We start from the raw sequence: 26,193 nt of genomic DNA, 5'->3' as shown, positions 1-26,193 counted from the left end.
CGTGGCGTCGCTGCGCAAGAAGACGCAGTTTGCCAGATCGACGCGGGAAGGTGTTGCAATGTAATTGTTATAACGTAACATTTGCGGTCTTCCTCACAGGCAGGACCTCATCGTGATCCGCAGAAACCCCTCCGGCCATCTCCCGCAAATCGCCGAATCGGCCTATATCGACCACACCGCCATCATCTGCGGCAAGGTGATCATCCACGACAACGTGTTCGTCGGCCCCTACGCGGTGATCCGCGCCGACGAGGTGGACGCCGACGGCGACATGCAGCCGATCGTCATCGGCGCCAATTCCAATATCCAGGATGGCGTGGTGATTCATTCCAAGTCCGGCGCGGCGGTGCGCATCGGCCAGTACAGCTCGATCGCCCATCGCTCCATCGTCCACGGCCCGTGCGAAGTCGGCGACCGGGTGTTCATCGGCTTCAACAGCGTGCTGTTCAACTGCAAGGTCGGTGATGGCAGCGTGGTGCGGCACAATTCTGTGGTCGACGGCCGCGACTTGCCGCCACGCTTTTACGTGCCGCCCACCGAGCACATCGGTCCGCATACCGACCTGGAGCGCTACCCGCCGGTCAGCGTGTCGGCCTCGGAGTTTTCCGAGGACGTGGCGCGCACCAATATCGACCTGGTCCAGGGCTACAAGGCCTTGCAGAACGAGTTCTGAGCATGGACACGCTATTGGTGCGCAATGCGCGGCTGGTCAACGAGGGGCGTGAATTCGAAGCCGATCTGCTGGTGCGTCATGGGCGCATAGAACGGATCGCCGGCAGCCTCGACAACGCCCGGGCGGCACTGGAGATTGATGCCAAGGGCGCCTGGCTGCTGCCGGGGATGATCGACGACCAGGTGCACTTTCGCGAGCCGGGGGCGCCGCACAAGGGCAGCATCGCCAGCGAGTCGCGGGCAGCGGTGGCCGGGGGTATCACCAGTTTCATGGACATGCCCAACACCAACCCGCCCACGTTGACCCTGGAGGCGCTGGCCGACAAGAAGCGCCGGGCGGCGGCGGGCTCACGGGCCAACTATGGCTTTCATTTCGGCGTTAGCCGCGACAACCTCGACACCATTGCCGCCCTCGACCCGCGCGATGTTGCCGGGATCAAGGTGTTCATGGGCGCGTCCACTGGCGACATGCTGGTGGACGATCCGCAGGTGCTGGAAAAACTCTTCGTCTATGCGCCGACCATCGTCCTGGCCCATTGCGAACACACGCCGAGCATTCTGCAGAACGAGGCTTGGTGGCGGGCGCGCCACGGCGAGTTCATCCCCCCGGCCGCGCACCCGCTGATCCGCGATGCCGATGCCTGCTACCGTTCCTCGAGCCTGGCCGTGCAACTGGCTCGGCGTTTTGGCACGCGCCTGCATGTGCTGCACCTGACCACGGTACGCGAGCTGGCGTTGTTCACGCCCGGCCCGGTGAGCGGCAAGCGCATCACTGCTGAGGTGTGCTTGCACCACTTGCTGTTCGACGACAGCGACTACGCCAGCCTCGGCCATCTGATCAAGTGCAACCCGGCGATCAAGACTGGCACCGACCGTGACGCCTTGCGCAAGGCCCTGGCCCGTGACCGTATCGATGTGATCGGTACCGACCACGCGCCGCATACGCTGGAGGAGAAACGGCGGGTGTATGCACGCGCACCGTCAGGCCTGCCGCTGGTGCAGCATGCCCTCCCGGCGGCGCTGGAACTGGTCAGCGAAGGGGTGCTGAGCATGGCCCAGGTGGTGACCAAGACCAGCCACGCGGTGGCCGAGCTGTTTGCCATTCGCGAACGCGGTTTTCTGCGCGAGGGGTACTGGGCAGACTTCGCCATCGTCGAGCACCTGGCCAGGCCACGGGCCGTGGCGGACGACCCGATCCTGGCGCGCTGCGGCTGGACGCCGTTCCAGCAGCGCGCTTTTCACCATGTGGTACGTACCACGGTGGTGTCGGGGCAACTGGCCTGGCACCAGGGCCAGGTGCGCGACCCGTGCCAGGGACTGCCCTTGATGTTCGACCGTTGATTGAGCCAGGGGCCGCTGCGCAGCCCCTGTGGGAGCTGGCTTGCCAGCGAAAGGGGCGCGATGCGCGCCCAGCATTTCGGAACCTTGCCATGACTGAAGAGCAATTGTTGCAACAACCTGCCGCCGCCTACATGAACGAACCGCAGCGGCAATTCTTCCGTAACCTGCTGCTGGCCCAGCGCGGCGAGCTGCAGGGCCGTATCGAGCAGGAGTTCCGCGCCCTGCGCGAGCAGGAAGTGCACAGCGACCCCGCCGACATCGGCAGCGCCGAAGAAGAGCGCCACTGGCAACTGCGCTCGCTGGAGCGGGAAAAGAAGCTGCTCGACAAGATCGACCAGGCGCTGGAGCGCCTGGCCCGGGGCGACTACGGCTGGTGCGAGGAAACCGGCGAGCCGATTGGCCTGCGCCGCCTGCTGCTGCGGCCCACCGCGACCTTGTGCGTCGAGGCCAAGGAGCGCCAGGAGCTGCGCGAGCGGCATGTGCGCGACAGCGTCTAGGCCCTGTACGACATGTATCTGCACTCGCCCATACTGCGTTGAAACGGGGCTCGGAATGCTCATGTACTCCAGTACACTGCGCTTCCTCCCCCCGTTTCGCCTTGTCTGGCCTTCGCGCAGACACATTTCGTACAGAACCTAATCGATGTTCAGGCCCTGAGCCTGCAGCTGCAACTGCCAGCGCACCGAGCTGACGCCTTTCTCCAGGCTCACCCGGCCGACCAGGCGCTCCAGCTGGGTCGGCGCCTGGGGCGTGCCGAGCAGTTCGGCGCGTACTTCCAGGCGTGCCGGGTCGGCCAGGTCCTCGCTGTGCAGCGACTGCAGGCGCAGGCCCGGGTCGCTGAGGCTGTGCAGCATCAGGCTGCGTACCTGGATTTCGTCCTCGGCGCGGCAGACGATGCGCACCTCGTAGCGCTGCTCGACCTCGCTGGCCGGCAGCACGTCCTGGCGGTCGAGGCGCTGGGCGAGGTCGCGCAGCAGGATGTTGGCGCACAGCACCACCAGGCTGCCCAGCGACGCCTCAAGCAACAACCCGAGGCTGCACAGCACGCCGACCGCGGCGGTGCACCAGAGGGTGGCGGCGGTGTTCAGGCCACGCACGTTGAAGCCGTCGCGCATGATCACGCCGCCGCCGAGAAAGCCGATGCCCGACACCACATAGGCGGCGATGCGCGAGGCATCGGTGGGCGCCATGCCCGGTACTGCCTGGGTCATCAACACGAACAGGCAGGCGCCGGTGCTGACCAAGGCGTTGGTGCGCAGGCCCGTCAGGCGCTGGCGCAGTTGCCGCTCGGCGCCGATCAGGGCACCGAGCAGCAGGGCCACGCTGACGCGCAGCAGGAAGATTTTCCAATCCATAGCGAACTCCGTTCTGCGGGCGATGGCCCGCATGGGCGCCGACTTGAGACGGCGCGATTGCAAACGAGGAATGCGCAGGACCACGCGCCATGCCGGGTGGCAGGGCTGGGAAGCAAGGAGGAATGTTCAGCCAGGGAGGGCCGAAGGAAACCACCGTCTACCGAGTACGGCGAGACAGTGGCAGGAACGCTGCCGGACTAGCTCGCCGTGTGGGCCTGTCGCAATCGACTGGGGCTACTGTCCAATGCAGGGGTCTCCTGGGTGAGGGATGCTTGAATGCGCGGCGGACCATACGCCTCGACCCGCGCGGGGTCAAGGCATGAATCATGACAATCCTGTTACGGCAGGCGCTGGCAGACGTAGGCCTGGGTGCGGTAAGGGAAGGCGATGCGCTCACGGCCCCTGAGGTCCGGATGGTTGTCGATCAGGCTTTGCAACTGGCCCATGACCTCGTCTTGTTCGGCCTGGGGCAGGGCGGCGATGAAGCTCACCGAGCGCAGGCGTTCGAGGATCACGGTCTGTGGGTCACCCTCATGGACATGGGGCAGGGTGGTCAGTTGCGGAGTGCTGAAGCGGCTGCCTGCGAGGGCTTCGCGCCAGCGCCCGGTGTGAAAACGTGGCGTGTCGCCCTCGTAGGGGGTGATGATTTCGGTGATCCGCGCCACCCAGTCCACTGTTTCGTCGCGCACGTTCCAGATCAGACCCAGACGGCCGCCGGGGGCCAGCACCCGGTGCATCTCCTCCAGGGCGGCGGCATCGGCGAACCAGTGGAAGGCCTGGGCGCAGACCAGCACCTGCTGGCTGGCCTCGGCCAGCGGGATGTGCTGTGCGGTGCCCTCGAGCACGGGGATGTCGGGCAGCCGTTCGTGGAAGCGTGCGCGCATGGCGGGCACTGGTTCCACAGCGGTCAGGTGTGGTGCCAGTGCGCTGAGCAGACGGGTGAACTTGCCGGTGCCGGCGCCCAGGTCGAGCACCGGGGTCCCGGCGCCGATGCCCAGGGTGTCGCGTAACCAGTCCTGCAAGGCGACGGGGTAGTCCGGCCGACCTTGCTCATAGTTGTCCGACTGGCGGGTGTAGCCGGTGCTGGCCGAGGCGTGTACATCCTTCATGGAAAATCCCTCTGAATGACCTGGCGGCAATGGTACGCTTGCGCATTTCGTTGCCAACCCCCCGGACCGATACATGTTGTTCAATCTCGCCGTGCTGTTCGGCACCCTGGTGGCCATGGAGGGCGTCGGCACGCTGGCCCACAAGTACGTCATGCACGGCTGGGGCTGGTGGCTGCACCGCTCGCACCACGAGCCGCAACTGGGCATGCTGGAAACCAACGACCTCTACCTGCTGGCGCTCGGGCTGATCGCCGCTGCCCTGATGACGCTGGGCAAGGCCGGGCACGCGCCGCTGCAATGGGTCGGTGGCGGCGTGGCGGGCTATGGGCTGGCCTACGTGCTGGCCCACGATGGGGTGTTTCACCGGCACTGGCCGCGGGCGCCGAAACCGGTCAACCGCTACCTCAAGCGCCTGTACCGGGCCCATCGCCTGCACCATGCGGTGAAGGGCCGCCAGGGCAGCGTGTCGTTCGGGTTCTTCTATGCACCGCCGTTGCGGGTGTTGAAGCAGCAACTGAAACGGCGACGGGGCTGATGGCTCTGCGCCTCATTCGCCAGTTAGGCCGGATACGGCTCAACCGCGCCGCTTGAGGGTCTGCGACGGCAACGCTGCGCACTGCTGGCGGACGCGGCTCATTGCACCGGCAGGAAATTCATCAACAGCAGGCTTTGCGCGTAATTCAGGCCGATCCGCCGATAACGCTCGTCAAGCATCTGCGACAGCAGGTCGAGACGGGCGACGACCTTGCCGAACTCCACGGCGAAGCTGAGGTTGCTGCCTTGTTCGGAAATTTCGTTGGAAAACAGCAGGAGCACCCCATTGGCATCCTGGCGCTGGCCGAGCATCCAGGTGGCCTTCTCGATGTTGCGCGCGGCATTGTGGATGAACAACGGGTCAAGGGTGTCGGTCATGTAGAACTCGGTGCGCCCGCCGTGGGCGGTGACCAGCATGCTGCCGATGGCGTAGATGAAGGCGCCCACCCGATCGCCGCGAAACTCCGGGCTCAGGGCGTAGCTCAAGGCCGCCAGGTCGCGGCGCTCGCCCAGTTGCGCCAGGGGCTGGCGCTGTTCGATGGCGATGCGGATCTGCCGCGCCGCCGTGGTGGCGTCGAGGTAGCCCGATTGCCGCCACTGGTTGGGGTTGCGCAGGTACAGCTTGTTCATCAGCAGGTAGAGGCTCTGCAGGTTGTCGCGCATGGCCAGGGTCGCCATGCGGTCGACACTGGTCTGGAACAGCTCGTCGGGCTTGCCGTTGCTGAACTGGGTGAGCATGTCGCGGCCCTGCTGCTGGGTGCAGGCGACCAGACAGGCCAGGCTGCCGGCCATCAGCAGTCGGCGAGGAAATGGAAGGCGTCTTCGTACGGCCATCGGCACCGGTTGGAAAAGTCGGTCCCACCGGGGATCGGTGGGGCCTGGCCATGCATAGAGCGCACAAACGCGAAAAAGTGCGATAGTGGCCTGCGCCGGCAAACCGGCCAAGGTCGATCAGGCTACATCGACCAGCACGATTTCGCTGTCTTCCAATGCTGTCACCTTGAGCCGCGTCTCCTGCTCGATCGCCACGCCATCACGGGCCTTGGCTTGCAAGCCGTTCACCTCGATCCGTCCCTTGGCCGGCACCAGGTAGCCGCGACGGCCCTCATCGAGGCGGTACTCGGCGCTTTCACCGGCGCGCAGAGTCGCGGCCACCAGGCGGGCGTCGGTGCGGATGCGCAGGCTGTCGTCATCGCCTTCGCGGCCACTGGCCAGGGTCACGAAGCCCTCGCCACGTTCACCCTTGGGGAACGGGCGGGTACCCCAGGAGGGCGCGTCACCGACCTTTTCCGGGATGATCCAGATCTGGAAGATCCGCGTGTCGACCTTCTCCAGGTTGTACTCGCTGTGGACAATGCCGCTGCCAGCGCTCATGACTTGCACATCGCCGGCCTCGGTTCGGCCCTTGTTGCCCAAACTGTCCTGATGGGTGATGGCGCCTTCGCGAACGTAGGTGATGATCTCCATGTCACGGTGCGGGTGCGGTGGGAAGCCTGCGCCGGCGGCGATCAGGTCGTCGTTCCACACGCGCAGGTTGCCCCAGTGCATGCGTGCCGGGTCATGGTACTCGGCGAAGGAGAAATGATGATGGGCGTCGAGCCAGCCGTGGTTGGCGTGGCCAAGGCTTTCGAAGGGCCGTAGTTGCAGCATGGTGGTGTTCCTCTGATTCGGTGGAATGAGGCCATGATGCGCGACTTAAATATCGATAAAAAGCGTAAATATCGGCTCTTAAGTATCTATAAATACGATATTTAATTATGCGACTCCGCATGCGGTTCATCGCCTAATCCCATGATCCATAAGCATTCGCTGGAACTTTTACGCGGATGAGGCGAACATGCCGGCTGTTCTGATTTTCAATGGAGTGACCGTGCCGCACGAGCATCCCCGGGCCCCGGCCGACCTGACCCCTCCCGCCCAGTTGCCCTGGCTGCGCCGCCTGGCCGCCCGCCTGTTGGGGCGGGGCCTGTCACGCCTGCAGGCGCAGCACCGCGATTCCTGGTTCCTCGGCCACGCCACGGGGCAGCGCAACGGCCATGCCGATGGCTTGCGTGAGGGCTACGAGCAGGGTCGGGTCGCTGGATTCGAGGCTGGGCGCCAGGTTCTGGTGATCCGCGATGCCCGCCCGGAGAATGCCGGTGTACCCGGGCAGGACGACAACCTGTTCGACGACTGGCGCCTGCCGCTGACTGCCGAGCTGAAAAAGCGCTTCAAGGCTGATGTCGCCAGGCGTCTGCCTGCCGAGGCGCAACCGAGCGCGGCGCAATGGAAGCTGATCTTCAGCGACACACCCTCGACCTGCGTCGTGGCCGGCGCCGGGGCCGGCAAGTCGACCTCGCTGGTGCTGCGCATCCTGCTGCTGCGTCACTACCTGGGCTTCGAGCTCGATGCCCTGACCGTGGTGACCTTCACCCGCGAGTCGCGCCGTGACTTCATCCAGCGCCTGCTGCAGGTGTTTGCCCTGTGGCAGCTCGAGCTGTCGCCTGCCCAGGGGCGGGAGCTGGTGCGCACTTTCCATTCACGCATCCTGCCGTTGGTGCGCAGCTTGCCAGGCTTCGCCCAGGTGCGGGCGTTCGAGACCCTGGGCAACGAGATGCCCGCAGGCGGCGAGGCAAACGCTGACAGCAACCCGTTCGACCTGCGCCTGAACGATGCCCAGCGTCAGCAGCTCAACCAGTGCTACAGCGAGCTGCTGGGCCAGAGCCCGCGGTTTGCCCAGCTGGTCGGCGCGTTGCGCCAGGAAGCACTGCTGCTCAAGCCGATGGACCCGGATCATCCGGATGTGCACAAGCGTGTGCAGGTCACCCAGCTGGCCGCCCAGCGCGACGAGGAACTGTGCGATGTGATCGAGGACCTGTGGTTCGCCGCCGGTGCCTGGCCGATCAAGGGTATCGAACCCTGCCGTGATACGGTGCAGATCCGCGGTAGCCGTTTTCATGTCCATGGCCGCCTGGAAGGGCTGGACGCCTGGGTGGTACTGGGCTTCGACCCGTCCGAAAGTGCCCAGTACCAGCGCCCGGGCGCCAAGCTGGCGGTGCGCGCGGAATGGGCGGTAAAGCGGACCCTGTTTCAAGCTTTCTGTGATAAGCCATTGATATGGCTTGATAATTACTCTTCGGCAAAACGGCTTGCAACGTCCTTGGCGGGGGATGCCGTGGCCGGCCCGGGCTTCGAGTACAAGGTCAAGGGCGAGCTGGCCCCGGCGCCGTTGCTCGACGCCTTCGTCACCGCTGCGAGCTTCATCGAGAACCTCGGCCTGGACGTCAACAACGCCGTGGCCGCCATGAGTTTCCCTTCTGGCGATAGCGACGCGGCATTCTTCGAGGCCCTCGCGCTGTTCTGGAAGGCACTGGAAGCACACCTGTTGGCGCAGTCGCCGCCGGTGATGACCTACAACCGCATGTTCGCCCTGTTCGGCGAGAACAACCCGGAGAACCTCGGGTTGCTGCCCGCCCCCTTGCTGCGCCCAATGGCGCACCTGATGATCGACGAGTTCCAGGACGTCTCGCCGCAGATCGTCAGCTGGCTGCGTGCCTGCCTCGCCGAAATCCGCCGCCGTGGGCCGGCCATGCACAGCGGGCGGGTGGCGCAACATTCATCGCTGATGTGCGTGGGCGATGACTGGCAGTCGATCTATGGTTGGCGCGGCAGCTCGCCGAAGTACTTCATGGAGTTCACCAAGGCCTTCCCGTCACCGGCCAACACGCGGGTGATGCTGGTGGAGAACTACCGCAGCCAGCAGTACATCATCGAGGCCGCCGAGCATCTGGTCAAAGGCGCGCCGGCCATCACCGGCAAGAAGGCCAGGGCCAGCGGGCTGGCGGCCGAGCTGCCGTTGTCGCCGGTGAAGGTTTTCGACCGGGACGAGGCGGCACTGGCCGAAACCGTGATCGAGCATTATCAGCGGGGTGAAACGGTCATGATGCTGTTTCGAAAGGAAAGTGATAAGTTATTGATTGAAAAGTATTTATTACCAATAGTTAAAGTTGATTCTAGCTTTCCGCCCGGCCAGCGCCGCCTGCGTCAGCTGACCTATCACAGCGCCAAGGGACTGCAAGCAGATGCGGTGTTCATGCTCGGCGATTGCCACTACCTGACCAGCTCGCCCTACAAGAACCAGGCGTATCGCCTGGCCGGCTTGGGCAAGCCAGGGGACGCCCAGGCGTTCGATACGGCGCAGAAGGAAGAGGTGCAGCGCCTTGCCTACGTGGCGGTGACGCGTGCGGTTCGGCACTGTTACTGGCACGTGGAACGAGCCAGCGGCGAGGCTGCCGCGCAGCCGCGTGCGTCAAGCCAGGTACAGGGGCGGCAGGCCTTCTTCGAAGACCTGCGCGGCCAGTAGGCTCAGTTGTTGGGGTCGCGGCGGCGGGTCAGGCGCAGATAGAGGGCGTCTTCGTCCTGTTCCAGGCCCAGCGCCATGCGGTTCATACCCGCGACGTAGCGGTCGCTGGAAATGGGCTCGCGCAGGGGCTGGCCATCCTCGGCCAGCGGGCTGCGGCCCAGGGCCTGGGTCAGCGCTTCGATCACCGGCGGCTCGAGCGGGCCGTCGAGGTCGTTGCCGTCGAGGTAGTCCAGGCCTGCGTCCCAGCGCTTTCTGAGCACCTCGAAATGGGCACTGTGTTCCCGGCGCAGCAGGCGCCGCCAGCTCGGTTGCCGGGCGATCCACTGGCGGCGTGCCCCGGCGTCATGGTCCTGGGCATCGACCTCATCGTGCACCGCTTCCTCGGTCCTCGCGGAAATTTCAGCCGTGTGCCGGTACAACATGGCCTGCTGGGGGTCGGGGAAGTCCAGCCGGCTGGCCAGGCCGCTGCGCAGGGCGAGGCGGATCTCGATCAGGTCCAGGCCTTCACCAAGACCATTGTGCAGCACGTCGTCGGACAATGTGTCGACGTGATGCAGGGGCGGCAGCACGGGTCTGGCGCCGCGCTCGGCCGGCGGCCGGGTGGTCCAGGCATCCAGTGCGTGCAGGGCATTGCGCCGGGCCACGCGGGCGTTGAACACCTCCTGGGCCAGCCTGTTCACCTGGTCGCGGCGGAACAGGCGGCGGAAGAACTGGAACAGCGGTGGCGTGGCTACCTCTGCGCCTGCGGCTTCATCATAGGCCATCACTTCGATTTGCAAGGTGCCGAAACCATCGGCCCCGGCATCGCCACAGCTCACCGGGAACTCGCCGGCCACTTCGTCCAGGCGTGCGCGCAGTCGGGTACTGGCGCTTGCGCGCTCGAGCAGTGTCCATACTTGTCGGGCAAATGCTCGGGGCTGGCGACGGGCACTGGCCGACATACCCGCCTGTTCGACGACCTGGCGCAGGCTGGCATTGCCGTCTGCGTCGAACAGCGCTTCCCAGGTTGCCCGCTGTTGCCGGCTGGCGTTTTGCAACCAGTCGATTCGCGCTGGTGGCGCGCTGGCGTCGATGCCCTCGACACGTTGTTCGACCGACGCGCCGACAATCTGCAGGCTTTCGCGGGTGGCCTCGTCCAACGGGTTGTAGTTGAACCGCCAGCGGTACTGCGCACGCCTGGCCAACAGTTCGCCCAGGTAGGGGGATGACAAGAGCGCGGGCAACCCCGGTACCTGGTCGATGTTGTTCATGCTCAGGTCCACCACCCGCAACATGCAGGGATTGCGTTGCATCAGGCCGCTCAAACCAGTGGGCCACTGGCGCAGTTGGCTGTTGTCCAGGCGCAAGGTGGCGAGGTTGTCCAGGTCAGCCAGGTTGGGGCTGACGGCGAGGGGATTGTTGCTCAGGAGCAGGTTGCGCAGTGTTCGCATCGAACTGAACGTATTCGCCGTGTCGGCGTCCAGCGCAATGCGATTGGCGCGCAGGTCCAGGGTTTCCAACGGCAGGCCGGTGAGCATTCGCAGGTCATGCAAGGTGAGCGTCATCCGATGATGTGGCATTTCCAGGCTACGCAGGTCTCGCAGCGTGGGGAGCACTTCATGGGCCACGGCGGGCAGCTCGCCCAGGTGCGTGCCGCTCAGGCGAAGCTCCTGTAACCGTGGGGCGTTGCGCAGTGCTTGCAGGACCGAGCTGACGCTTAATTGGGGGCTGTTTCGTACATCCACCCGCCTGAGCGATGGGAAGGCCTGGAGGAAGTCGGCGGGCATCTCGATCACATTGAGATTCTCCAGCGACAGCGTGGTGATGTGGTCGAAGCGTGCCGTGAGTGTCGGCAGGGCGTCGAGGGCGACATTCGAAAGGCTCAGCATGTCGCCATCGAGGCGTTGCCAGGCCCGAACGAGTTGGTCGGCGGTCCTGGTGTAATCAGCACCGACTTCCTCACCCCAGTCGTGGGCGCCTCTGGTAGCCCAGGCGTGAAGCTGGTCGTGCAGCGAGGACAGTTGGGTGCGCAGTGCCTGTATCTGTTCGGTCACACTTCCCCGGACACGCAGAGTGGCCAGCAACTGGCGGACCTCGCGACCGTTCATGCCGGGATACAGGGCATGCAGCTCGCGCTCTGCCCGTGAGGCGAATAAACCGGGGCTAAGGGGATATCCGTATCGCCCTTCGCTCAGGCGCAAGGGTGAGCGCCAGCCCGGCCGTACGGGTTGCTGGCCGAGCAGGCGTGCGGTCGCCGTGCGGTTGGCCAGTGCGGCGTGATAGCGCTGTTCGGGCGTCCATTGTGGGTGTGCGGCCAATAGGCTATCGCTGATGAGCCGGCTGTCGTCATTGGCCAGGCCGGGGCGATACAAGCCCAGAATCGCACGGTCCAGTCGGAACCGGGCTTGCATCAATCGCGCCTCTTCGGCCAGTCGCAGAGGAACCCGTCCGCTGTTCAGGGCTTGCCGTTCGGCGCTGTTGGCCGCGCCCACCAGCTCTTCGAGTGCTTGACTGGGCAGGCCGGGGAACGCGCGCCCGATCATCAGCGCCGGAGCGGAAGCTGGCGTGGCTGGATCGAGATGGAGGTCGGCCTTGATGCGCCGAATGGCGTCCTCAAGCAGCGCGGGAGGGCGCCGGCCATCGACGTGGACCTGTTCGAGCACACCGCGTTCCAGGTCGGTACTGTCGAGTACTGCAATCAGCTCCTCATCGGTCAAACCGTTGGCAAGCGGGCCTAGCCGGCGCATCAGCTTGACCCGTCCCCAGTCCTGTGGCCGCTCGTGCGCCATGCGCCAGGCCCCTCTGCCATTGCCGTGCAGCCGTGGCTGATAGGCCCGTGGGTCGGCCGGGTGCACAACATGCCAGTGCCCCTCAGGGTCTTGGCGAATCTCGTGAAGCGTATTGTCCAGGTCGACGAAATGCCGGTCGTCATGGCGGAAGATGCCTTGCTCGTCCGGCTGCAGGTCCGCCGGCAACTCGACTGGGCTGCGGTACTGCTCGAGCTGGGGGTGCCATAGCAGCTTCTCGCCATCCAGCCAGACACTTTGCATCCAGTCGACAAAGCCGGAGGCCTTGGCCAGCTTGGTAACACCGGCAATGGCGGCCACGCTGCCCAGGTTGACCAGCAGCGACTCGACCTGGTTCACCGCTTCGGCGTTGTCACCTTCAGACCAGGATTCGAAACCGTGGAAAATGCTCGCCATGACCTGGCCCGCACCCACGGCTAGCATGGCAACGTCCAGGCCGGGGACGAACATGGCCGCCACCCCGAGCAGGGTGAGGCCACGCTCGCCCCACAACGCCAGGCGCTCACGCCTGGCCTTGGCATCGATGTCCGCCGTTGGCACCGCGACGCGGCGCGCGTCCTCCTGCAGGCGTTGGACATGGTCATTGAACAGCTTGGGCCATACCGGAAAGGCGACCGCGACCGCATGGATCGCCAGTGCCGGGAAGCGGGTGGGACGGGGCGTATCCTGCTCCTGTCGCGAAAGGGTGGCCTGTAACCCTTGCCAGGGATGTGTGCCGGGCTCGGTTTCAGCGAAGGCGGGGGACGGTGTTTCCAGCGGGCTCAAGCCACCCGCGGTGGCTTCGAACAGTCTGGCCTTGAGCTTGCTCGCCATTTGCGGGCGGTCCTTCAGGGCGACATGCTCCAGGAAGCGTTCGCGGTAGGCGGGTTCCAGCAAGCGGCGGCGCAGGTACCTGCCGAAGGCCAGCAGGTTGTTGAACTCCTGCACCGGTTGCGCGTCGTCGAAAGGCAGGTAGGCGATGCACGATGGCGTGGACTGCCTGGTGGATGTCAACAGCAACAGATCGTGCAGCTGGATGTCCAGCATGCGCAAGACCGCTACTTTGGCCGGTATTCCTCGGTAGCATGGTATCGAGCCCGTGCTACACAGCTGTTGCAGGGACTGGAGGCCGTCGTCTGTCAGGAGTCCGCGCATTCGCGCGATCAGCGCCTGTACTGTGAGCTCATCGCGGCGAGCCTGGCCCCACAGGGCGCGCAGCAGCGCTTCACGCTGGCCGCCGTAGATATCCTGCAGGTGCTCCTGATAGCGCCGACCCAGGTCGAGTGCACGGCAGTGGGTGACAAACGCAGTGGTGCTCAGGCCGGGTAGTGCGCTGCTGTCGTCGACACTGACTTGCAGGGTGCTGAAAGGGCCGACCTCGGTCATGCCTTCAAAATTGTGCAGGGCCGCCTCGAGCAGGCTGGTGAGGCTGGCTGTGCCGACAGGTTCCTCGATCGAGGCCGGTGTGCGGGGGACATGATGGGAAGCGTCCGGGTCGGGGAATTCACCGCCCAGGCTCGACGTGAATGGCTGATGCCTGAACTGGGCCTGCGTCAGCGCCACCTGAATGCCCAGCCGTGCCTGCAGCAGCGGCTCGCAGAACTCGGTGATGCCGCGCAAACCTTGTAGTGCCTTGGCCAGCGCCTGATGGCTCGTCGTGCGCTGCTTGATGGCCTGGCGCAGCTCGGCCTGCCGGGCGGCCGAGGCCTGGGCGAACCAGGGGGCGATTTGCCCGTCCTGCTCGACATGCTCGCGGTGGGCGCGCCGCAGCAGTCGACTGGCGTGGTGGGGGTGCAAGTGTCTGGTCCAGCCCGGCAGGCTGCGCAGGATCTGTTGCTGGTGGTAGGGCGGTTCGCTGTGGTGCATGGTCACATTCCAAAAGATGGGAGCGGCCATTCAAGGGCAGGGGGTGGCGCGTGGGGCGGTACATGATTGTCGCCGCCACCAGGGCAATGGCTGACACGTACACGGCCGTTTGCCCCACAGCGGCTGCTGTGTACCCGCCGTCGGTCATTGACGCCAACGACCTAGGGTGTCTTCACAGGTCGGCTGCTATGGTCTAGGCAAAGCCTGATCGTGGAGCTTCGCCATGCCAGCTTTCGCCGTACTACGCATCGACCATGTCGTTCTGCGCGTCAGCGACCTGACTCGCAGCCTGGCTTTCTATCACGAGCTGCTCGGCTGCCCGGTGCGCAAGCGCCGGGACACGCTGGGGATGATCCACCTCGGCGCCGGTGATGGTCTGATCGACCTGGTGGCAGTCGACGGCCCGCTTGGGCGCCAGGGCGGCGACGCGCCCGGCCAGTGTGGGCATAATGTCGATCATGTGTGCCTGCGCATCGAGCCGTTCGACGAGCAGGCGCTGAGCCTAATGCTGGGCGAGGCCGGGGTCAGGGTGGAGGCTGCCGAGAAGCGCTACGGGGCCGAGGGTGAGGGCATGTCGCTGTACTGCTTCGACCCGGACGGCAACCGGGTCGAGCTCAAGGGGCCGCCAATGCCGGTTGAAACCTAGGCCTCGCCCGTCCCCAGCAGCAACCCAACTTGCTGGCGCCTTGGCAAGCGTCGCACCACCAGCTGGTGCGAGCGGCGCAGCAGGTCGCTCAGCTCGTCGCGGCCCATGGGGTAGGGTGGCAGCATGCTGATCCACTTCGCCCGTGCCAGATAGGGGGCTGGGCGCACACCAGGACGGTCGCAATAGCCCAGGAACAACTCATCGGCCACCTTGAACGACAGGCCCGCGCCGCCCAGGTCCTGCACGGCGAACATCTTGTTGCCTGCCACCGAGAACACGCGGATGCCTCCCCATTTGTAGTCTTCCTGTGCGCCCGGCAGGGCCAGGCACAGCGCGGCCACTTGCTCCTCGGTCATCCTTTTCTCAGACATAACGCTCTCCACAGGCCTCGAACGAGGTCGCCAGGTGATCGATCCATGCGCGTACCGCCGGCAGCAGGCCGCGCCGGTGTGGGTAGACCGCCTGCAGGTAGCCGCCAGGCAGGGACCAGTCTGGCAGCAGGCGCACCAGTTCGCCACGGGCCAGTTCCTCCTCGCAGAACATTGACGGCAGGGCGGTGAAACCCAGGCCGGTGCGTACCGCCGCATTGCGCACGACGAAGTCGTCGATGGCCAGGCGCGGCTCCAGGGCAACTTCCTCCTGCCGGCCGTTGGGGCCATGAAGGCGAAAATGCACCAGTCGGTCGGCCTCGGCGGCGCCCAGCACCGGAAGGGTCGCCAGCTGTGCGGGCTCGCGGATATGGTCGGCAAAACCTGGCGCGGCCACCAGTTGCATCTGCGCCTGGCGCAGGCGCCTGGTGACCAGGGCGGGGTCCTCATCACCCAGGTCGCGCACGCGCAGGGCCACGTCGATGCCTTCGGAGATCAGGTCGACCCGGCGGTTGAGCAGCACCATGTCCAATTGCACCAAGGGGTACTGGGCAAGGAAGCGGCTGATGATATCCGGCAGGAATGCATGGGCCAGGGCAACGGGGCACGATACCCGCAACCGCCCCCTGGGCTCGCTGGACATGCTGGCCACCACTTCATCGGCCATCTCCGCCTCCAGCAGCATCGCCTGGCAGTGGCTCAGGTAGCGCTCGCCCACGGCGGTCAGTTTGAGTTGCCGGGTGGTGCGCTGCAGCAGGCGCGTGCCCAGGCGCTCCTCCAGCTCGGCGATGCGCCGCGACAGGCGCGACTTGGGGATGCCCAGCTGGCGCCCGGCGGCAGCGAAGCCACCGGCTTCGACCACCCGGGCGAAGTAGAAGAGGTCGTTAAGGTCTTGCATTTGACAGCCCCATTGTTCCATCAGTGGAACAAACTAACGCATTTTTGCCGACTTATCAGCTATTCGCTGTGTCGGTAGGATTCTCTCCATCGTGATCGCCCACCGCCGCGGTCTTCATTCACAGGAGAGACCCATGAAACTGTTGCATATCGATTCGAGCATCCTGGGCGACAATTCCGCCTCCCGCCAACTGAGCCGCGAAGTCGTCGAAGCCTGGAAGGCCGCCGACCCGAGCATCGAAGTGGTTTACCGCGACCTGGCCAGCGACGCCATCAGCCACTTCTCCGCCGCTACCCTGGTGGCCGCCGGTACCCCCGAGGAAATGCGCGATGCCGCCCAGGCTCATGAAGCCAGCCTCAGCGCCGAAACATTGGCAGAATTCCTCGCCGCCGACGCGGTGGTGATTGGTGCGCCGATGTACAACTTCACCGTGCCGACCCAGCTCAAGGCCTGGATCGACCGCGTGGCGGTAGCCGGCCAGACTTTCCGCTACACCGAAGCCGGCCCGCAAGGCCTGTGCGGTGACAAGAAAGTGATCCTGGTGTCCACCGCCGGTGGCCTGCACCAGGGCCAGCCGACCGGCGTTGGCCATGAGGACTTCCTCAAGGTGTTCCTCGGCTTCATCGGCATCACCGACCTGGAAATCGTCCGCGCCCATGGCCTGGCCTACGGCCCGGAGCACCGCGCCAAGGCCATCGATGCCGCCCAGGCGCAGATTGCAGGTGAGCTGTTCGCTGCCGCCTGATCGATGCCATCGACTGAAAGCCGGCTGTCGCCTCGTGCGCCAGCCGGCTTTTTTCATCCAGTTTTCATGTGTCGCCAGCGCACCGGGCTCTATGCTGGCATCCATACCCGTGTACCGCGCAGTGCCTTGAACCTGGGAGCGCCCTGCGATGAAGCGAACCCGCCTGCTGATGGCGCTATTACTGCTGGGCGGCCTGTTGGCCCGCGCCGATGCAGCGTCGTGGGTGGCCGGATTGCACCGGCTGACCCTGGTCGATCCGGTGGACGCCAAACCCATGCAGGCCCTGGCGTTCTACCCCTCCGGCGGCGAAGCGCACCCGGTGCGCATCGAGGGCTACCAGACCCGTGTCGCCGAAGAGGCGCCGGTAGCCATGGGCCAGTTCCCGCTGCTGGTGATCTCCCACGGTAACACCGGCAGCCCGATGGCCCTGCATGACCTGGCCAACGGCCTGGCCCGACAGGGCTTCGTGGTGGTGGCGGTGGTCCATCCCGGCGACAACAACCGCGACCATAGCCGCCTGGGCACCCTCAGCAACCTCTATGGCCGGCCGCTGCAGATCAGCGCCGCGATCACTGCGGCGCGAAACGACAGGCTGCTCGCGCCGTACCTGAATGATGGCAAGGTCGGAGTGATTGGCTATTCCGCCGGTGGCGAAACCGCGCTGATCCTTTCTGGCGCGCGACCCGACCTCGAACGCCTGCGCCGCTACTGCGAGCAACGCCCCGGTGACGCCGACGCCTGCAAGACCCATGGCGTGCTGATCGCCGACCACAGTGAACTGGCGCCCCGCGCCGACGCCAGGGTGGGCGCGGTCATGCTGATGGCGCCGCTGAGCCTGATGTTCGGTCGCCACGCCCTGGCCGGCGTGCAGGTGCCGGCGCTGATCTACAGCGGCGACAATGACCAATTACTGGCCCTGGAGCACAACGCCGATGCCCTGGCGCGCAAGCTGCCGGTAACACCTGACTACCGCCTGCTGACCGGTGCCGGGCATTTCGTGTTCATGGCCCCCTGCGACGAAGAGCAACACCAGCGCATGCCGGTGCTGTGCAAGGACGCCGAGGGTGTCGACCGTCGACATATCCATCGCTCGCTGCGCAGCGAGACCACGGCCTTCTTCAGCCAGGCACTGGGTGCACCGGAGCCCGCCGAACGTTCAGCCGCGGCGGGCCAGCAACAGGGTCAGGCCCACCCCTGACAGGGCGAGCAGGGCGGCGAAAGCGAAGATCGAGGCATACCCCAGGTGTACTGCCACCGCGCCCATCACCGGGCCGGCGATGGCCAGTGCAAGGTCGAAGAACACCGCGTAGGCGCCCAGCCCGGCGCCACGGCTGCTGCTGGGCACCTGGCGGATCGCCTCGACCCCCAGGGCCGGGTATACCAGCGACAGGCCGAAGCCGGTCAGCCCGGCACCGAGCATCGCCCACAGCGGCGAGGGTGCCAGCCATAGCATAGTCAAGCCCAGGACCTCGGTGGCCATGCAGACAATGGCCACGTTGTAGCCGCCGAAGCGGTTGACCGCGTTGACGAACAGCAGCCGCGACAGGATGAAGCACAGGCCGAAGGCGCTCAGGCACCAGGCTGCGCCGACCCAGCCGCGTTCCAGGTAGTACAAGGTGACGAAGGTAGTCAGGGTGCCGTAGCCGATCGACGCCAGGGTCAGCCCCAGGCCGCAGGGCGCCACCCGTCCGAACGCCGACCAGAACGGCAACCGCTCACCCCGCACCACCACCACGTCAGGTCGCGTGCGCAGCACCAGCAGGGCCAGCAGCGCCAGTCCCAGCAGCGCTGGCCCGAGCACGGCGAAGCTCAGGCCGTCCACCAGCAGCACGCCAGCGGGCGCGCCGATGGCGATGGCGCCATAGGAGGCAATGCCATTCCAGGAAATGACCCGGGCGGTATGCTCCGGCCCCACCTGGCCGATCCCCCAGCTCAGGGTCGCAACGCCGATCAGCCCCTGGGCGATGCCTAGCAGCAGCCTGCCGCCCAACAGCAGCGCCAGGCTCAGCCAGGGCAGGGCGAGGGCCCAGGCCGACAGTAGGGTCAGTACGCCGCAGCCGGCGATGCCGTACAGGCCATAGCGGATGGCGCGCTTGCCGCCCAGTGTGTCTGCCACTCGCCCGGCAAAAGGTCGGCTGAGCAGGGTGGCCAGGTACTGCAGGCCGATAGTCAGGCCAGCGATCACCGCGCCGAAACCCAGCTGATCGTGCACATGGCCAGGCAGCACCGCGATCGGCAGGCCGATGCAGAGGAAGGCGATGAAGGTGTAGAAGACGATCGAGAGGATCTGCAGGGTGACACTGGAAGCGTGAGGGGCTGTCATGGGCTCGTTCGCGGGCGGGCGGTGGGGCTGTGCCCATCATGGCTGCGGCGAGAGGGAAAAGGAAGCAGGCTAACTAATTAAACGCAGCGCGGGGCAAGCCTGCTCCTGCGAATGCCGCGAAGGCATTGCAGGAGCGGGTTTGCCCCGCGATGAGGATGACTCAGCGTTGGATCAGACCACTACACCCTGGCTGCGCAGGTAGTCGTCATAGGTGCCGCTGAAGTCCACCACGCCTTCGGGCGTCAGCTCGATGATGCGGGTGGCCAGCGACGACACGAATTCACGGTCGTGGCTGACGAACAGCAGCGTGCCCGGGTAGTTTTCCAGCGCCAGGTTCAGCGCCTCGATCGATTCCATGTCCAGGTGGTTGGTCGGTTCGTCCATCACCAGTACGTTGGGCTTTTGCAGGATCAGCTTGCCGAACAGCATGCGGCCTTGTTCACCACCGGAGATCACCTTCACCGACTTGAGGATCTCGTCGTTGGAGAACAGCATGCGCCCCAGGGTGCCGCGGATAACCTGCTCGCCGCTGGTCCACTGGCCCATCCAGTCGAACAGCGTCACGTCGTCCTCGAAATCGTGGGCGTGGTCCTGGGCGTAGTAGCCCACTTCGGCGCTGTCGGTCCACTTCACCGCGCCCGCGTCCGGCTTCATTTCGCCGACCAGGGTGCGCAGCAGGGTGGTCTTGCCGATACCGTTGGGGCCAATGATCGCCACGCGCTCGCCGGCTTCGATGGTGAAACTGAAGTCCTTGAACAGCACCTTGTCGTCGAAGGCCTTGGCCATTTTCTCGACGATCACCGCCTGGCGGTGCAGCTTTTTTGTCTGCTCGAAGCGGATGAACGGGCTGACACGGCTCGATGGCTTGACCTCGGCCAGCTGGATCTTGTCGATCTGCTTGGCGCGCGAGGTGGCCTGCTTGGCCTTGGAGGCGTTGGCCGAGAAGCGGCTGACGAAGGTCTGCAGCTCGGCGATCTGGGCCTTTTTCTTGGCGTTGTCCGACAGCAGTTGCTCGCGCGACTGGGTGGCCGCGGTCATGTACTCGTCGTAGTTGCCCGGGAACAGGCGCAGCTCACCGTAGTCCAGGTCGGCCATGTGGGTGCAGACGCTGTTGAGGAAGTGACGGTCGTGGGAAATGATGATCATGGTGCTGTTGCGCGCCGTGAGGATCGTTTCCAGCCAGCGGATGGTGTTGATGTCCAGGTGGTTGGTCGGTTCGTCGAGCAGCAGCACGTCCGGGTCGGAGAACAGCGCCTGGGCCAGCAGCACGCGCAGTTTCCAGCCTGGCGCCACTTCGCTCATCGGGCCGAAGTGCTGTTCCAGGGGAATGCCCAGGCCCAGCAGCAGCTCGCCGGCGCGGGATTCGGCGGTGTAGCCGTCCATCTCGGCGAACTCGGTTTCCAGCTCGGCGACGGCCATGCCGTCTTCCTCGGTCATTTCCGGCAGCGAGTAGATGCGATCACGCTCGGCCTTGACCTTCCACAACTGCTCGTGGCCCATGATCACGGTGTCGATCACGGCGAACTCTTCGTAGGCGAACTGATCCTGGCGCAGCTTGCCCAGGCGGGTGTTGGGCTCGAGCATCACCTGGCCGCCGGACGGCTCCAGGTCGCCACCGAGGATCTTCATGAAGGTCGACTTGCCACAACCGTTGGCGCCGATCAGGCCGTAGCGGTTGCCGTTGTTGAATTTGACCGAGACGTTTTCGAACAGGGGCTTGGAGCCGAACTGCATGGTGATGTTAGCGGTGGAGATCAAAGCGCTTACCTATCAGTAACTTACGCGGCTGGATTCTCGGCTGATACCAATTTGATACCAATCTTGAGCTTTTCCAGCTCGCTCCAGTCGGAGCTTGAGTTGAGCCAACGCGCATACGTCGACAGCAGCATTTGCACGCTGTGACCCAGCTGTTGGGCGATAAAATGCGGGGTTGAGGCCAGACATTAAGCATATTGTCGCATAGGTGTGACGACAGTTGTATGGGGCCTCCTTCTGATCCCCGGCTCATTCAGCACCGGAACCCGCTGTTTGTGCACGTCCGACGTCTGTTTGACGTTCTCGCTTCCCTTTGACGGGGAAACACGTAGGGCGTTTTGGCCGCTAATCTCTTCCCTGGCTTTCGCAGCTCGGCGTACTCCCTGTCGTACTGCAGCGCGCCAAGCCCTCTGGTTCAGCAAAACGAACCTATCCCTGCCTGTCTGCGTCCTTTCCTCAACCTCGCACAAGGCCTTGGCGATGGTCCGCTCGATGCGAGATGCCAGCTCGGCGTTTACCTCTGCCTTGGCCAGGCCCTCAGCGGTGCCCTTGGTACGGTGCAGGGCCTCGTAGCGACGGAGTGTCGCTTGCATCACGGGCGGCGGCGCGGCCGCCTGAACGGCTTAGGCTCTGTATGAAAAGCCTTGATACTCGGTGATGCTGCGTTGAAAACAGCCTCGGAATGCTCATTTACAACCCGTAAAGTCGGGCGCGACTCCGACCGTTCCTCGGCTGTTTTCGCCTTGCCTGACCTTCGTCTCAAGACTTTTCATACAGACCCTAGGATAGTCTTGCTGCACAGGCGGTGCAGAAACATGGTGGATCCTCGCCGGGTCGGCGTTATCGTTGAATAGGGGAAGGTGCTGGCGCGCAGCGCCGGAGGGTCAGGCGGCTTTGCCCTCCGTGCTGGTGGCGGCGTGGTGGTGAATGAACTTTTTAGGGCAACGTCGTCTACATTGGAGGGGGGGGCCCTTTTTATGAGAGAACGGACATGCTCAAATCAAAAACCTTGATCTCATTGCTCGCAAGTGCTGCCCTTGTTACGGGCTCAATAAGTGCCGCTGCTGATCCCGGCAATGGAAAAGGGCAGGGGCACGGAAAGGGTAACTCGCAGAATATTCAAGGCTATGGGGCAGAGGGCGGCGGGGCGAAGGGAAAGAGTTCAGGGCATAATGGCTGGGATGACGGCCCAAGAATTGATCGTGGCAGCGTCCTAAACGTACTGAGCAGTTACCACAACTACTGGAGTCCAGGGCCAGCCTTGCCGCCCGGCATCCAGAAGAATTTAGCACGAGGAAAACCGCTCCCTCCTGGCATCGCGAAAAAGCTCGATGGCAGACTTCTGGGGCATCTGCCGCGCTACGATGGTTATGAGTGGCAACAGGTCGGAACGGACTTAATTCTCGTTGCGATTACCACCGGCATAATCTACGAGGTGCTCAATGGGGCGTTGGACTAGGTGCGAGGTATCGCGACAAAGATCACGGAAATGATGCAAGGCTTGGCTATCACCTGGCTGTAGTAGAGTTTGACCTCTTACACGCCCCCGACATACACCGAACTCAGTGATGGTCGGCTTACTGGCGGCTTCACCACGGTAAGCCTTTCAGGCCCGGTGGCCCGCTGGTCATCTTGTATTCGGACGACCGTGGATGCGCAGGGCAAAGTGGCATGCAGAATGACTGGCACTGTGCAGCATGCCAGTCACTCTGCAGTTGACAACTACTGCTGGTATTACATGTTGTTTACTGCGTATAGCGGGTTAAGGGTTTGGCCGTGGTCTTTAACAATGTTGTCTTCAACAACTATCTTGCTGGTTTGGGATATGTAGTAGGTTTTTACCTGGGATTTCATTTTTACCGCCATCAAGTACCCTCTTGCGTCGCTGCGGTCCCAGGTATCAGATTCCCCTTGAGCTATCGAGTAGTAACTGTCATTGCCGTCGTTACGCCATGCACTCACTGCAATGTCAATCGATGTGCTTGCGCCATTGGTGATCGTGAGCTTCATATTTTAAGTCCCTTTGGGTTGTAGATTCCATGAGTCGGCTCCCTATTTGGAATTTGCAGACTTGCCACTGCTACTTGTGATTAGTAGTTAGGTTAGCTCATGGGACTGTAAGAAAAGTCATGCCTTTTTCCAGTATGGGTTGTTGTGCTACGCAGTTAAGACCATGAAATAATTAAAGCAAGTAGTTCGATGGCTTTTTCCAGTTCCGAAATTTGACCTATTTACTCGCACGGGCTGATGCTCAAGCGTGAACAAGGCTTGCTTTACAGGGAAGTGCAGGGGCACGAGCCAAGGGGCGGCACGTTGGGGGTGACAAGGACTTCCAAAGCCGAACTGAAACCGCAGGCTTCCTTTGATGGTGGCATGTTGCTACATTGCGCGCCGCCCATTTCCAAGGATTGATGCTCGATATGAAACACGTTATTTTTCTGGCACTTATCGCTGCTAGCGCCACTCTGAGCGGCTGCGTTGTCCAGAGCTCGTACAGCAAGACCATTTCCGTCACCAAAGATGCCCAGGGAAAGGTCGTGCAGACCGTTGAAACCGAGACTGTGGTCCAGCCTGGCCAGGGCTACCCAATGCGTCTTCAGTTGATCAAAGGCATTCAGACAAACTGATCCCGCGCCTCAGGCAGAGAGCCCGCCATCTGGCGTAATGCTGTTCACTTAAGCATTTGAGTCCAAGCCGGGGTTTCTAGAAAATCCGATACCAGGCCCCTGGTATCGGATTTTTTATGCCCATTCAGCAGCAATTGCTAGACCTCGGCGATCTCTTCAACTTCTCCGACCTCAGCACGTTCACCCAGAATATCCCTGTTGAATGGGTCGCCAGTGCGCTCAATCTCTCGACACAAGCCACTATCCGGCGGCGGCGCCTGCCGAGCGATCAGGTGCTTTGGTTGGTGCTGGGCATGGCTCTGTTCCGCGATGAGCCTGTGCATGAGGTGGCCAGACGCCTAAATATCTGTGCTCAAGGCTTGGCCTCCGACCAGCTACTGGCGCGAAGCGGTGTGACTGAGGCGCGTAAGCGACTGGGAGCCGATCCAGTCGAGTCCTTGTTCCGCCAGACAGGCAAACAATGGGGCTCCGAGCGATACGAAGGTGATGACTGGAGCGGCTTGCAAGTATTCGCGGTGGACGGCGCATTGCTGCGAACGCCCGATTCGCCTGAGTTGCGAGAGCATTTCGGCTCGGGTAACACGGGCACCGAACGTCAGACACCGTTCCCAATGCTACGCCTCGTTGCACTGATGAATGTGCGCTCGCATGTGATCCTCGACGCCCAGCTCAGTCCCTACCGGGGCAGCGAGATGCGCCTGGCCGAAAGCTTCCTTGGACAAATTCCAGATGATTCGATCACGTTATTCGATAAGGGCTTTTGGGGCGCTGACCTGCTACTGAGCGTCGCTGAAGATGGTAGAAATCGTCACTGGTTGACGCCGGCTCGCAAGAATCTGGTCATGGAAGAGGTCGAGCGTTATGGCGAGCACGACCGGCGTGTTCGTATGAAGGTCTCCCCTCAGGCTCGCAAACGAAACCCGGATTTGCCCACGCACTGGGAAGTGCGTGAAGTCAGTTATGAAAGCCAGGGGCACGTCAGATCGCTGCTCACTTCATTGCCTGCCGACCGCTACAACGCGGACGCGGTAGCCGAGCTGTACCTGGAGCGCTGGGAGATCGAGTTGGGCTTCCGGGACATCAAAAGCTCCATGCAGCAGAATGCAGTGACGCTGCGCAGCAAGAAAGTCGAGCTGATTTATCAGGAGGTCTGGGGACTCCTGCTGGCTTACAACATCATCCGTCGTGAGGCTAGCCAAGCTGCTGTAGCCTTTGGCCGAACGCCTTCTGACATACGTTTCAAGCCGGCCTGCCAGTACATCGCCGTGCAGTTGATCGTCATGGCTGCGGCCAATCCGGTATCGGCTACGGGTAGAAGGTTGGCTGAGTTGCGGGGAGGTGTCGCGGGGATGTTTCTGGATCACCGTCCAAGGCCAACGCGGCCAAGGACGGTGAAGATTTCCAAAACCCGGTATCCGCTGGATCGTAAGGCTGCTCCGCTTAAGTGAACAGCATTACGCCATCTGGCGGGCTTTTTCGTCTGAAAGACATCCCAGGGTGATCGGTCGGCAGCACAGCTGCCGGGCGGTCACCTGCGCCTACGCATCCATTCATCCGCGACATCACCCATGGTGGAGGGCGCTCCGCTCTTGACCCAGGCCATGAAGGGCCGATCGAACTTGAACGCCGCGCCGCATTCACCGAGCAAAAATTGTCGGACTTTCTGCGTATTGCGGTAGTTCTTGTCGAGCAGGGTCGTGCGCGTGATAGGTCCTGCGTGCCAGTCGAAGTTCATTTCCACTACCTTGGATGGCCAGGTTCGCTGGAGCCTAGCATCACTTGTTGTGGTCTGGCGCCTCTCCGGCAGCCATGCGGTTTTCGCCGTGCCGGGCCCATCGTCACGGCTCAACGCCTTCAATTCGCTGGGCGGCAGGTGCACATGCAGCTGCCGACGGCGCTGCTGGATGATTTTCTGGATGCGTCTCATCGGGGCACACCTCGATTGGCATCCTTGCGTAGAGCCGGAGTGAGTGATCAGTAAGCGCCTGTTTGCGCGATAGCCTCACCACGTCTGACCAATGGACATGATCTTGAAGCGGGCAGGCTGGAACGGGAGTTGCTTGAGTCAAGCAAACCCACCAGGCGGGAGTGCAGACATGTTCCAGGATGACTTCTATTTCATGAGTTTCGTCGTGGCCGCCGTGCTGGCCGTGGATGTGGTGGCGGTCTTTATGTTCCTGCAGGCCAGCGCCTGATCCCCACGCCTGGGGATACGTCCCCTGAATCGGGGCCGGGCACAGAGTGATCGGGAATCCGTCTGCGCGAGAGATCGGACACCTGTGAGAATTGCGTTCGATCGAGGGTTTGTTTGTTGTTTGCATACTCGTTCGCGTGCTCCGCTTGTCCGCCAGCAGTGCCGACTTGCCTGGCGCTTGTAGACTCACCAGTGCTGTACGCAAATCCTACTCATAAGGAGCATGAGTCATGACACAGCAACAGGCTTTCAAAGAAGAACTGGCCGCCGATGTTCAGGTACCCCCAGGCTATACCTACCTGAGCAGCGGTCGTTGCGATGTGAAGGGCAAGGAAGGTGAGCGGGCCGGCGCGAACTTCGTCGAAGCGCAAATCCAGCAGTACAAATCCTTCATCCTCAGGACCACCGCCGGCGCGGGCACCTTCATGGTTCGCCTGGACTATTCCGGTGGCAGCGACAAGAACCTGCAGTACGTCAGCATCAATGACAGCTACTCCACCCAGGAGACCTTCAACATTCGCAGCGTTTCGATGAACAACCTGCGCGGTTTGTTCGCCGCGGGCAAGAGCTCGGCCAACCTGAGCTTCTATGTGTTCGGCAAAGCTTGATCGCGATTGATTGACCTGTCCGGGCTCCGGTCGATTGAGGGCCGG

At 63.5% G+C, this 26,193-nt stretch carries 23 protein-coding genes and 2 pseudogenes; 13 read left to right on the top strand and 12 right to left on the bottom strand.

From position 1 onward, the window contains the following. Nucleotides 1–112: 112 nt before the first annotated feature. The 3 genes from AC3WL2_RS05035 (at nt 113) to dksA (ending at nt 2,510) form a co-directional block, all read left to right on the top strand. Nucleotides 113–673 (top strand): gamma carbonic anhydrase family protein, encoded by a 561-nt coding sequence (locus tag AC3WL2_RS05035; protein WP_102684245.1) that lies wholly within the window; start codon nt 113–115, stop codon nt 671–673. Between the two features lie 2 nt (nt 674–675). Continuing rightward, nucleotides 676–2,013 (top strand): dihydroorotase, encoded by a 1,338-nt coding sequence (locus tag AC3WL2_RS05030; protein WP_102684246.1) that lies wholly within the window; start codon nt 676–678, stop codon nt 2,011–2,013. Between the two features lie 89 nt (nt 2,014–2,102). Continuing rightward, on the top strand, nt 2,103–2,510 hold the full coding sequence (gene dksA, locus AC3WL2_RS05025; protein ID WP_102684247.1) for an RNA polymerase-binding protein DksA: 408 nt from the start codon (nt 2,103–2,105) through the stop codon (nt 2,508–2,510). Nucleotides 2,511–2,648: 138 nt separating this feature from the next. Here dksA and AC3WL2_RS05020 read toward each other — a convergent pair whose 3' ends face one another. Next, nucleotides 2,649–3,368: an MgtC/SapB family protein gene (locus tag AC3WL2_RS05020; RefSeq protein WP_102684248.1), complete on the bottom strand. Its 720-nt coding sequence runs from the start codon at nt 3,366–3,368 to the stop codon at nt 2,649–2,651. Nucleotides 3,369–3,706: 338 nt separating this feature from the next. Beyond that, entirely contained in the window at nt 3,707–4,477 is a 771-nt protein-coding gene (locus AC3WL2_RS05015) for a class I SAM-dependent methyltransferase (protein ID WP_102684249.1), read from the bottom strand. A gap of 73 nt (nt 4,478–4,550) precedes the next feature. On the opposite strand from AC3WL2_RS05015, the gene AC3WL2_RS05010 reads away from it, so the two are divergent. Then, on the top strand, nt 4,551–5,012 hold the full coding sequence (locus AC3WL2_RS05010) for a sterol desaturase family protein (protein WP_102684250.1): 462 nt from the start codon (nt 4,551–4,553) through the stop codon (nt 5,010–5,012). Between the two features lie 98 nt (nt 5,013–5,110). Here the strand turns inward: AC3WL2_RS05010 and AC3WL2_RS05005 are convergent, their stop codons facing one another. Together AC3WL2_RS05005 and AC3WL2_RS05000 are read right to left on the bottom strand one after the other, a co-directional pair. Further along, on the bottom strand, nt 5,111–5,803 hold the full coding sequence (locus tag AC3WL2_RS05005) for a hypothetical protein (RefSeq protein ID WP_232968082.1): 693 nt from the start codon (nt 5,801–5,803) through the stop codon (nt 5,111–5,113). A 159-nt stretch (nt 5,804–5,962) separates the two neighbouring features. Continuing rightward, entirely contained in the window at nt 5,963–6,661 is a 699-nt protein-coding gene (locus AC3WL2_RS05000; RefSeq protein WP_102684252.1) for a pirin family protein, read from the bottom strand. A 187-nt stretch (nt 6,662–6,848) separates the two neighbouring features. On the opposite strand from AC3WL2_RS05000, the gene AC3WL2_RS04995 reads away from it, so the two are divergent. Beyond that, the gene (locus AC3WL2_RS04995) at nt 6,849–9,353 is read left to right on the top strand and encodes a UvrD-helicase domain-containing protein (RefSeq protein WP_102684253.1); all 2,505 of its coding nucleotides are present in this window, start codon (nt 6,849–6,851) and stop codon (nt 9,351–9,353) included. 2 nt (nt 9,354–9,355) lie between these two features. Here AC3WL2_RS04995 and AC3WL2_RS04990 read toward each other — a convergent pair whose 3' ends face one another. Further along, complete coding sequence (locus AC3WL2_RS04990) at nt 9,356–13,984, bottom strand: NEL-type E3 ubiquitin ligase domain-containing protein (RefSeq protein ID WP_158247486.1); 4,629 nt, start codon at nt 13,982–13,984, stop codon at nt 9,356–9,358. Between the two features lie 223 nt (nt 13,985–14,207). On the opposite strand from AC3WL2_RS04990, the gene AC3WL2_RS04985 reads away from it, so the two are divergent. After that, nucleotides 14,208–14,630, top strand: coding sequence for a VOC family protein (locus AC3WL2_RS04985; protein ID WP_102684255.1), 423 nt, complete (start codon nt 14,208–14,210; stop codon nt 14,628–14,630). Here the strand turns inward: AC3WL2_RS04985 and AC3WL2_RS04980 are convergent. Both AC3WL2_RS04980 and AC3WL2_RS04975 read right to left on the bottom strand, forming a co-directional pair. Further along, nucleotides 14,627–15,001, bottom strand: a complete 375-nt coding sequence (locus AC3WL2_RS04980; protein ID WP_102684256.1) for an MmcQ/YjbR family DNA-binding protein — start codon at nt 14,999–15,001, stop codon at nt 14,627–14,629. The two genes, AC3WL2_RS04985 and AC3WL2_RS04980, sit on opposite strands and share 4 nt — an antisense overlap. Then, nucleotides 14,994–15,896, bottom strand: coding sequence for a LysR substrate-binding domain-containing protein (locus tag AC3WL2_RS04975; protein ID WP_102684257.1), 903 nt, complete (start codon nt 15,894–15,896; stop codon nt 14,994–14,996). Before AC3WL2_RS04975 ends, AC3WL2_RS04980 begins: the two co-directional genes overlap by 8 nt. Nucleotides 15,897–16,029: 133 nt before the next feature. Between AC3WL2_RS04975 and AC3WL2_RS04970 the strand changes: the two genes are divergently transcribed. Next, nucleotides 16,030–16,641, top strand: a complete 612-nt coding sequence (locus tag AC3WL2_RS04970; RefSeq protein ID WP_046855491.1) for an FMN-dependent NADH-azoreductase — start codon at nt 16,030–16,032, stop codon at nt 16,639–16,641. A 148-nt stretch (nt 16,642–16,789) separates the two neighbouring features. Then, on the top strand, nt 16,790–17,839 hold the full coding sequence (locus AC3WL2_RS04965; RefSeq protein WP_102684258.1) for an alpha/beta hydrolase family protein: 1,050 nt from the start codon (nt 16,790–16,792) through the stop codon (nt 17,837–17,839). Here the strand turns inward: AC3WL2_RS04965 and AC3WL2_RS04960 are convergent. From AC3WL2_RS04960 to AC3WL2_RS04950, 3 genes and pseudogenes are all read right to left on the bottom strand, one after another. Then, nucleotides 17,798–18,964: an MFS transporter gene (locus AC3WL2_RS04960; protein WP_102684259.1), complete on the bottom strand. Its 1,167-nt coding sequence runs from the start codon at nt 18,962–18,964 to the stop codon at nt 17,798–17,800. The two genes, AC3WL2_RS04965 and AC3WL2_RS04960, sit on opposite strands and share 42 nt — an antisense overlap. Before the next feature lie 171 nt (nt 18,965–19,135). Then, complete coding sequence (locus AC3WL2_RS04955; protein WP_046855494.1) at nt 19,136–20,722, bottom strand: ABC-F family ATPase; 1,587 nt, start codon at nt 20,720–20,722, stop codon at nt 19,136–19,138. 20 nt (nt 20,723–20,742) lie between these two features. Continuing rightward, nucleotides 20,743–21,198 (bottom strand): annotated as a pseudogene (locus AC3WL2_RS04950) (site-specific integrase); the annotation flags it as partial. A gap of 512 nt (nt 21,199–21,710) precedes the next feature. Between AC3WL2_RS04950 and AC3WL2_RS04945 the strand changes: the two are divergent. Both AC3WL2_RS04945 and AC3WL2_RS04940 read left to right on the top strand, forming a co-directional pair. Beyond that, a complete protein-coding gene (locus tag AC3WL2_RS04945) occupies nt 21,711–22,178 on the top strand; it encodes an anti-virulence regulator CigR family protein (RefSeq protein WP_102684261.1) in 468 nt (155 codons plus the stop codon). 87 nt (nt 22,179–22,265) lie between these two features. Then, nucleotides 22,266–22,366, top strand: a pseudogene (locus AC3WL2_RS04940) (VOC family protein); the annotation flags it as partial. An 87-nt stretch (nt 22,367–22,453) separates the two neighbouring features. Here AC3WL2_RS04940 and AC3WL2_RS04935 read toward each other — a convergent pair. Further along, the gene (locus AC3WL2_RS04935) at nt 22,454–22,729 is read right to left on the bottom strand and encodes a hypothetical protein (protein ID WP_102684262.1); all 276 of its coding nucleotides are present in this window, start codon (nt 22,727–22,729) and stop codon (nt 22,454–22,456) included. Between the two features lie 410 nt (nt 22,730–23,139). Here AC3WL2_RS04935 and AC3WL2_RS04930 point away from each other — a divergent pair, with 410 nt between their 5' ends. Together AC3WL2_RS04930 and AC3WL2_RS04925 are read left to right on the top strand one after the other, a co-directional pair. Beyond that, a complete protein-coding gene (locus AC3WL2_RS04930; protein ID WP_102684281.1) occupies nt 23,140–23,346 on the top strand; it encodes a hypothetical protein in 207 nt (68 codons plus the stop codon). A 116-nt stretch (nt 23,347–23,462) separates the two neighbouring features. Beyond that, nucleotides 23,463–24,794, top strand: a complete 1,332-nt coding sequence (locus AC3WL2_RS04925) for an IS4 family transposase (RefSeq protein WP_219730351.1) — start codon at nt 23,463–23,465, stop codon at nt 24,792–24,794. Nucleotides 24,795–24,874: 80 nt separating this feature from the next. Here AC3WL2_RS04925 and AC3WL2_RS04920 read toward each other — a convergent pair whose 3' ends face one another. Then, nucleotides 24,875–25,081, bottom strand: a complete 207-nt coding sequence (locus AC3WL2_RS04920; protein ID WP_102684283.1) for a DUF6434 domain-containing protein — start codon at nt 25,079–25,081, stop codon at nt 24,875–24,877. A 689-nt stretch (nt 25,082–25,770) separates the two neighbouring features. Here AC3WL2_RS04920 and AC3WL2_RS04915 point away from each other — a divergent pair. After that, nucleotides 25,771–26,148: a hypothetical protein gene (locus tag AC3WL2_RS04915; RefSeq protein ID WP_102684263.1), complete on the top strand. Its 378-nt coding sequence runs from the start codon at nt 25,771–25,773 to the stop codon at nt 26,146–26,148. The last annotated feature ends 45 nt before the right edge of the window (nt 26,149–26,193 follow it).

It is taken from the genome of Pseudomonas sp. FW305-96, assembly GCF_058783825.1.
Note: the sequence above shows the minus strand (reverse complement) of the source record. Positions and strands in the feature narration are given on the sequence as shown.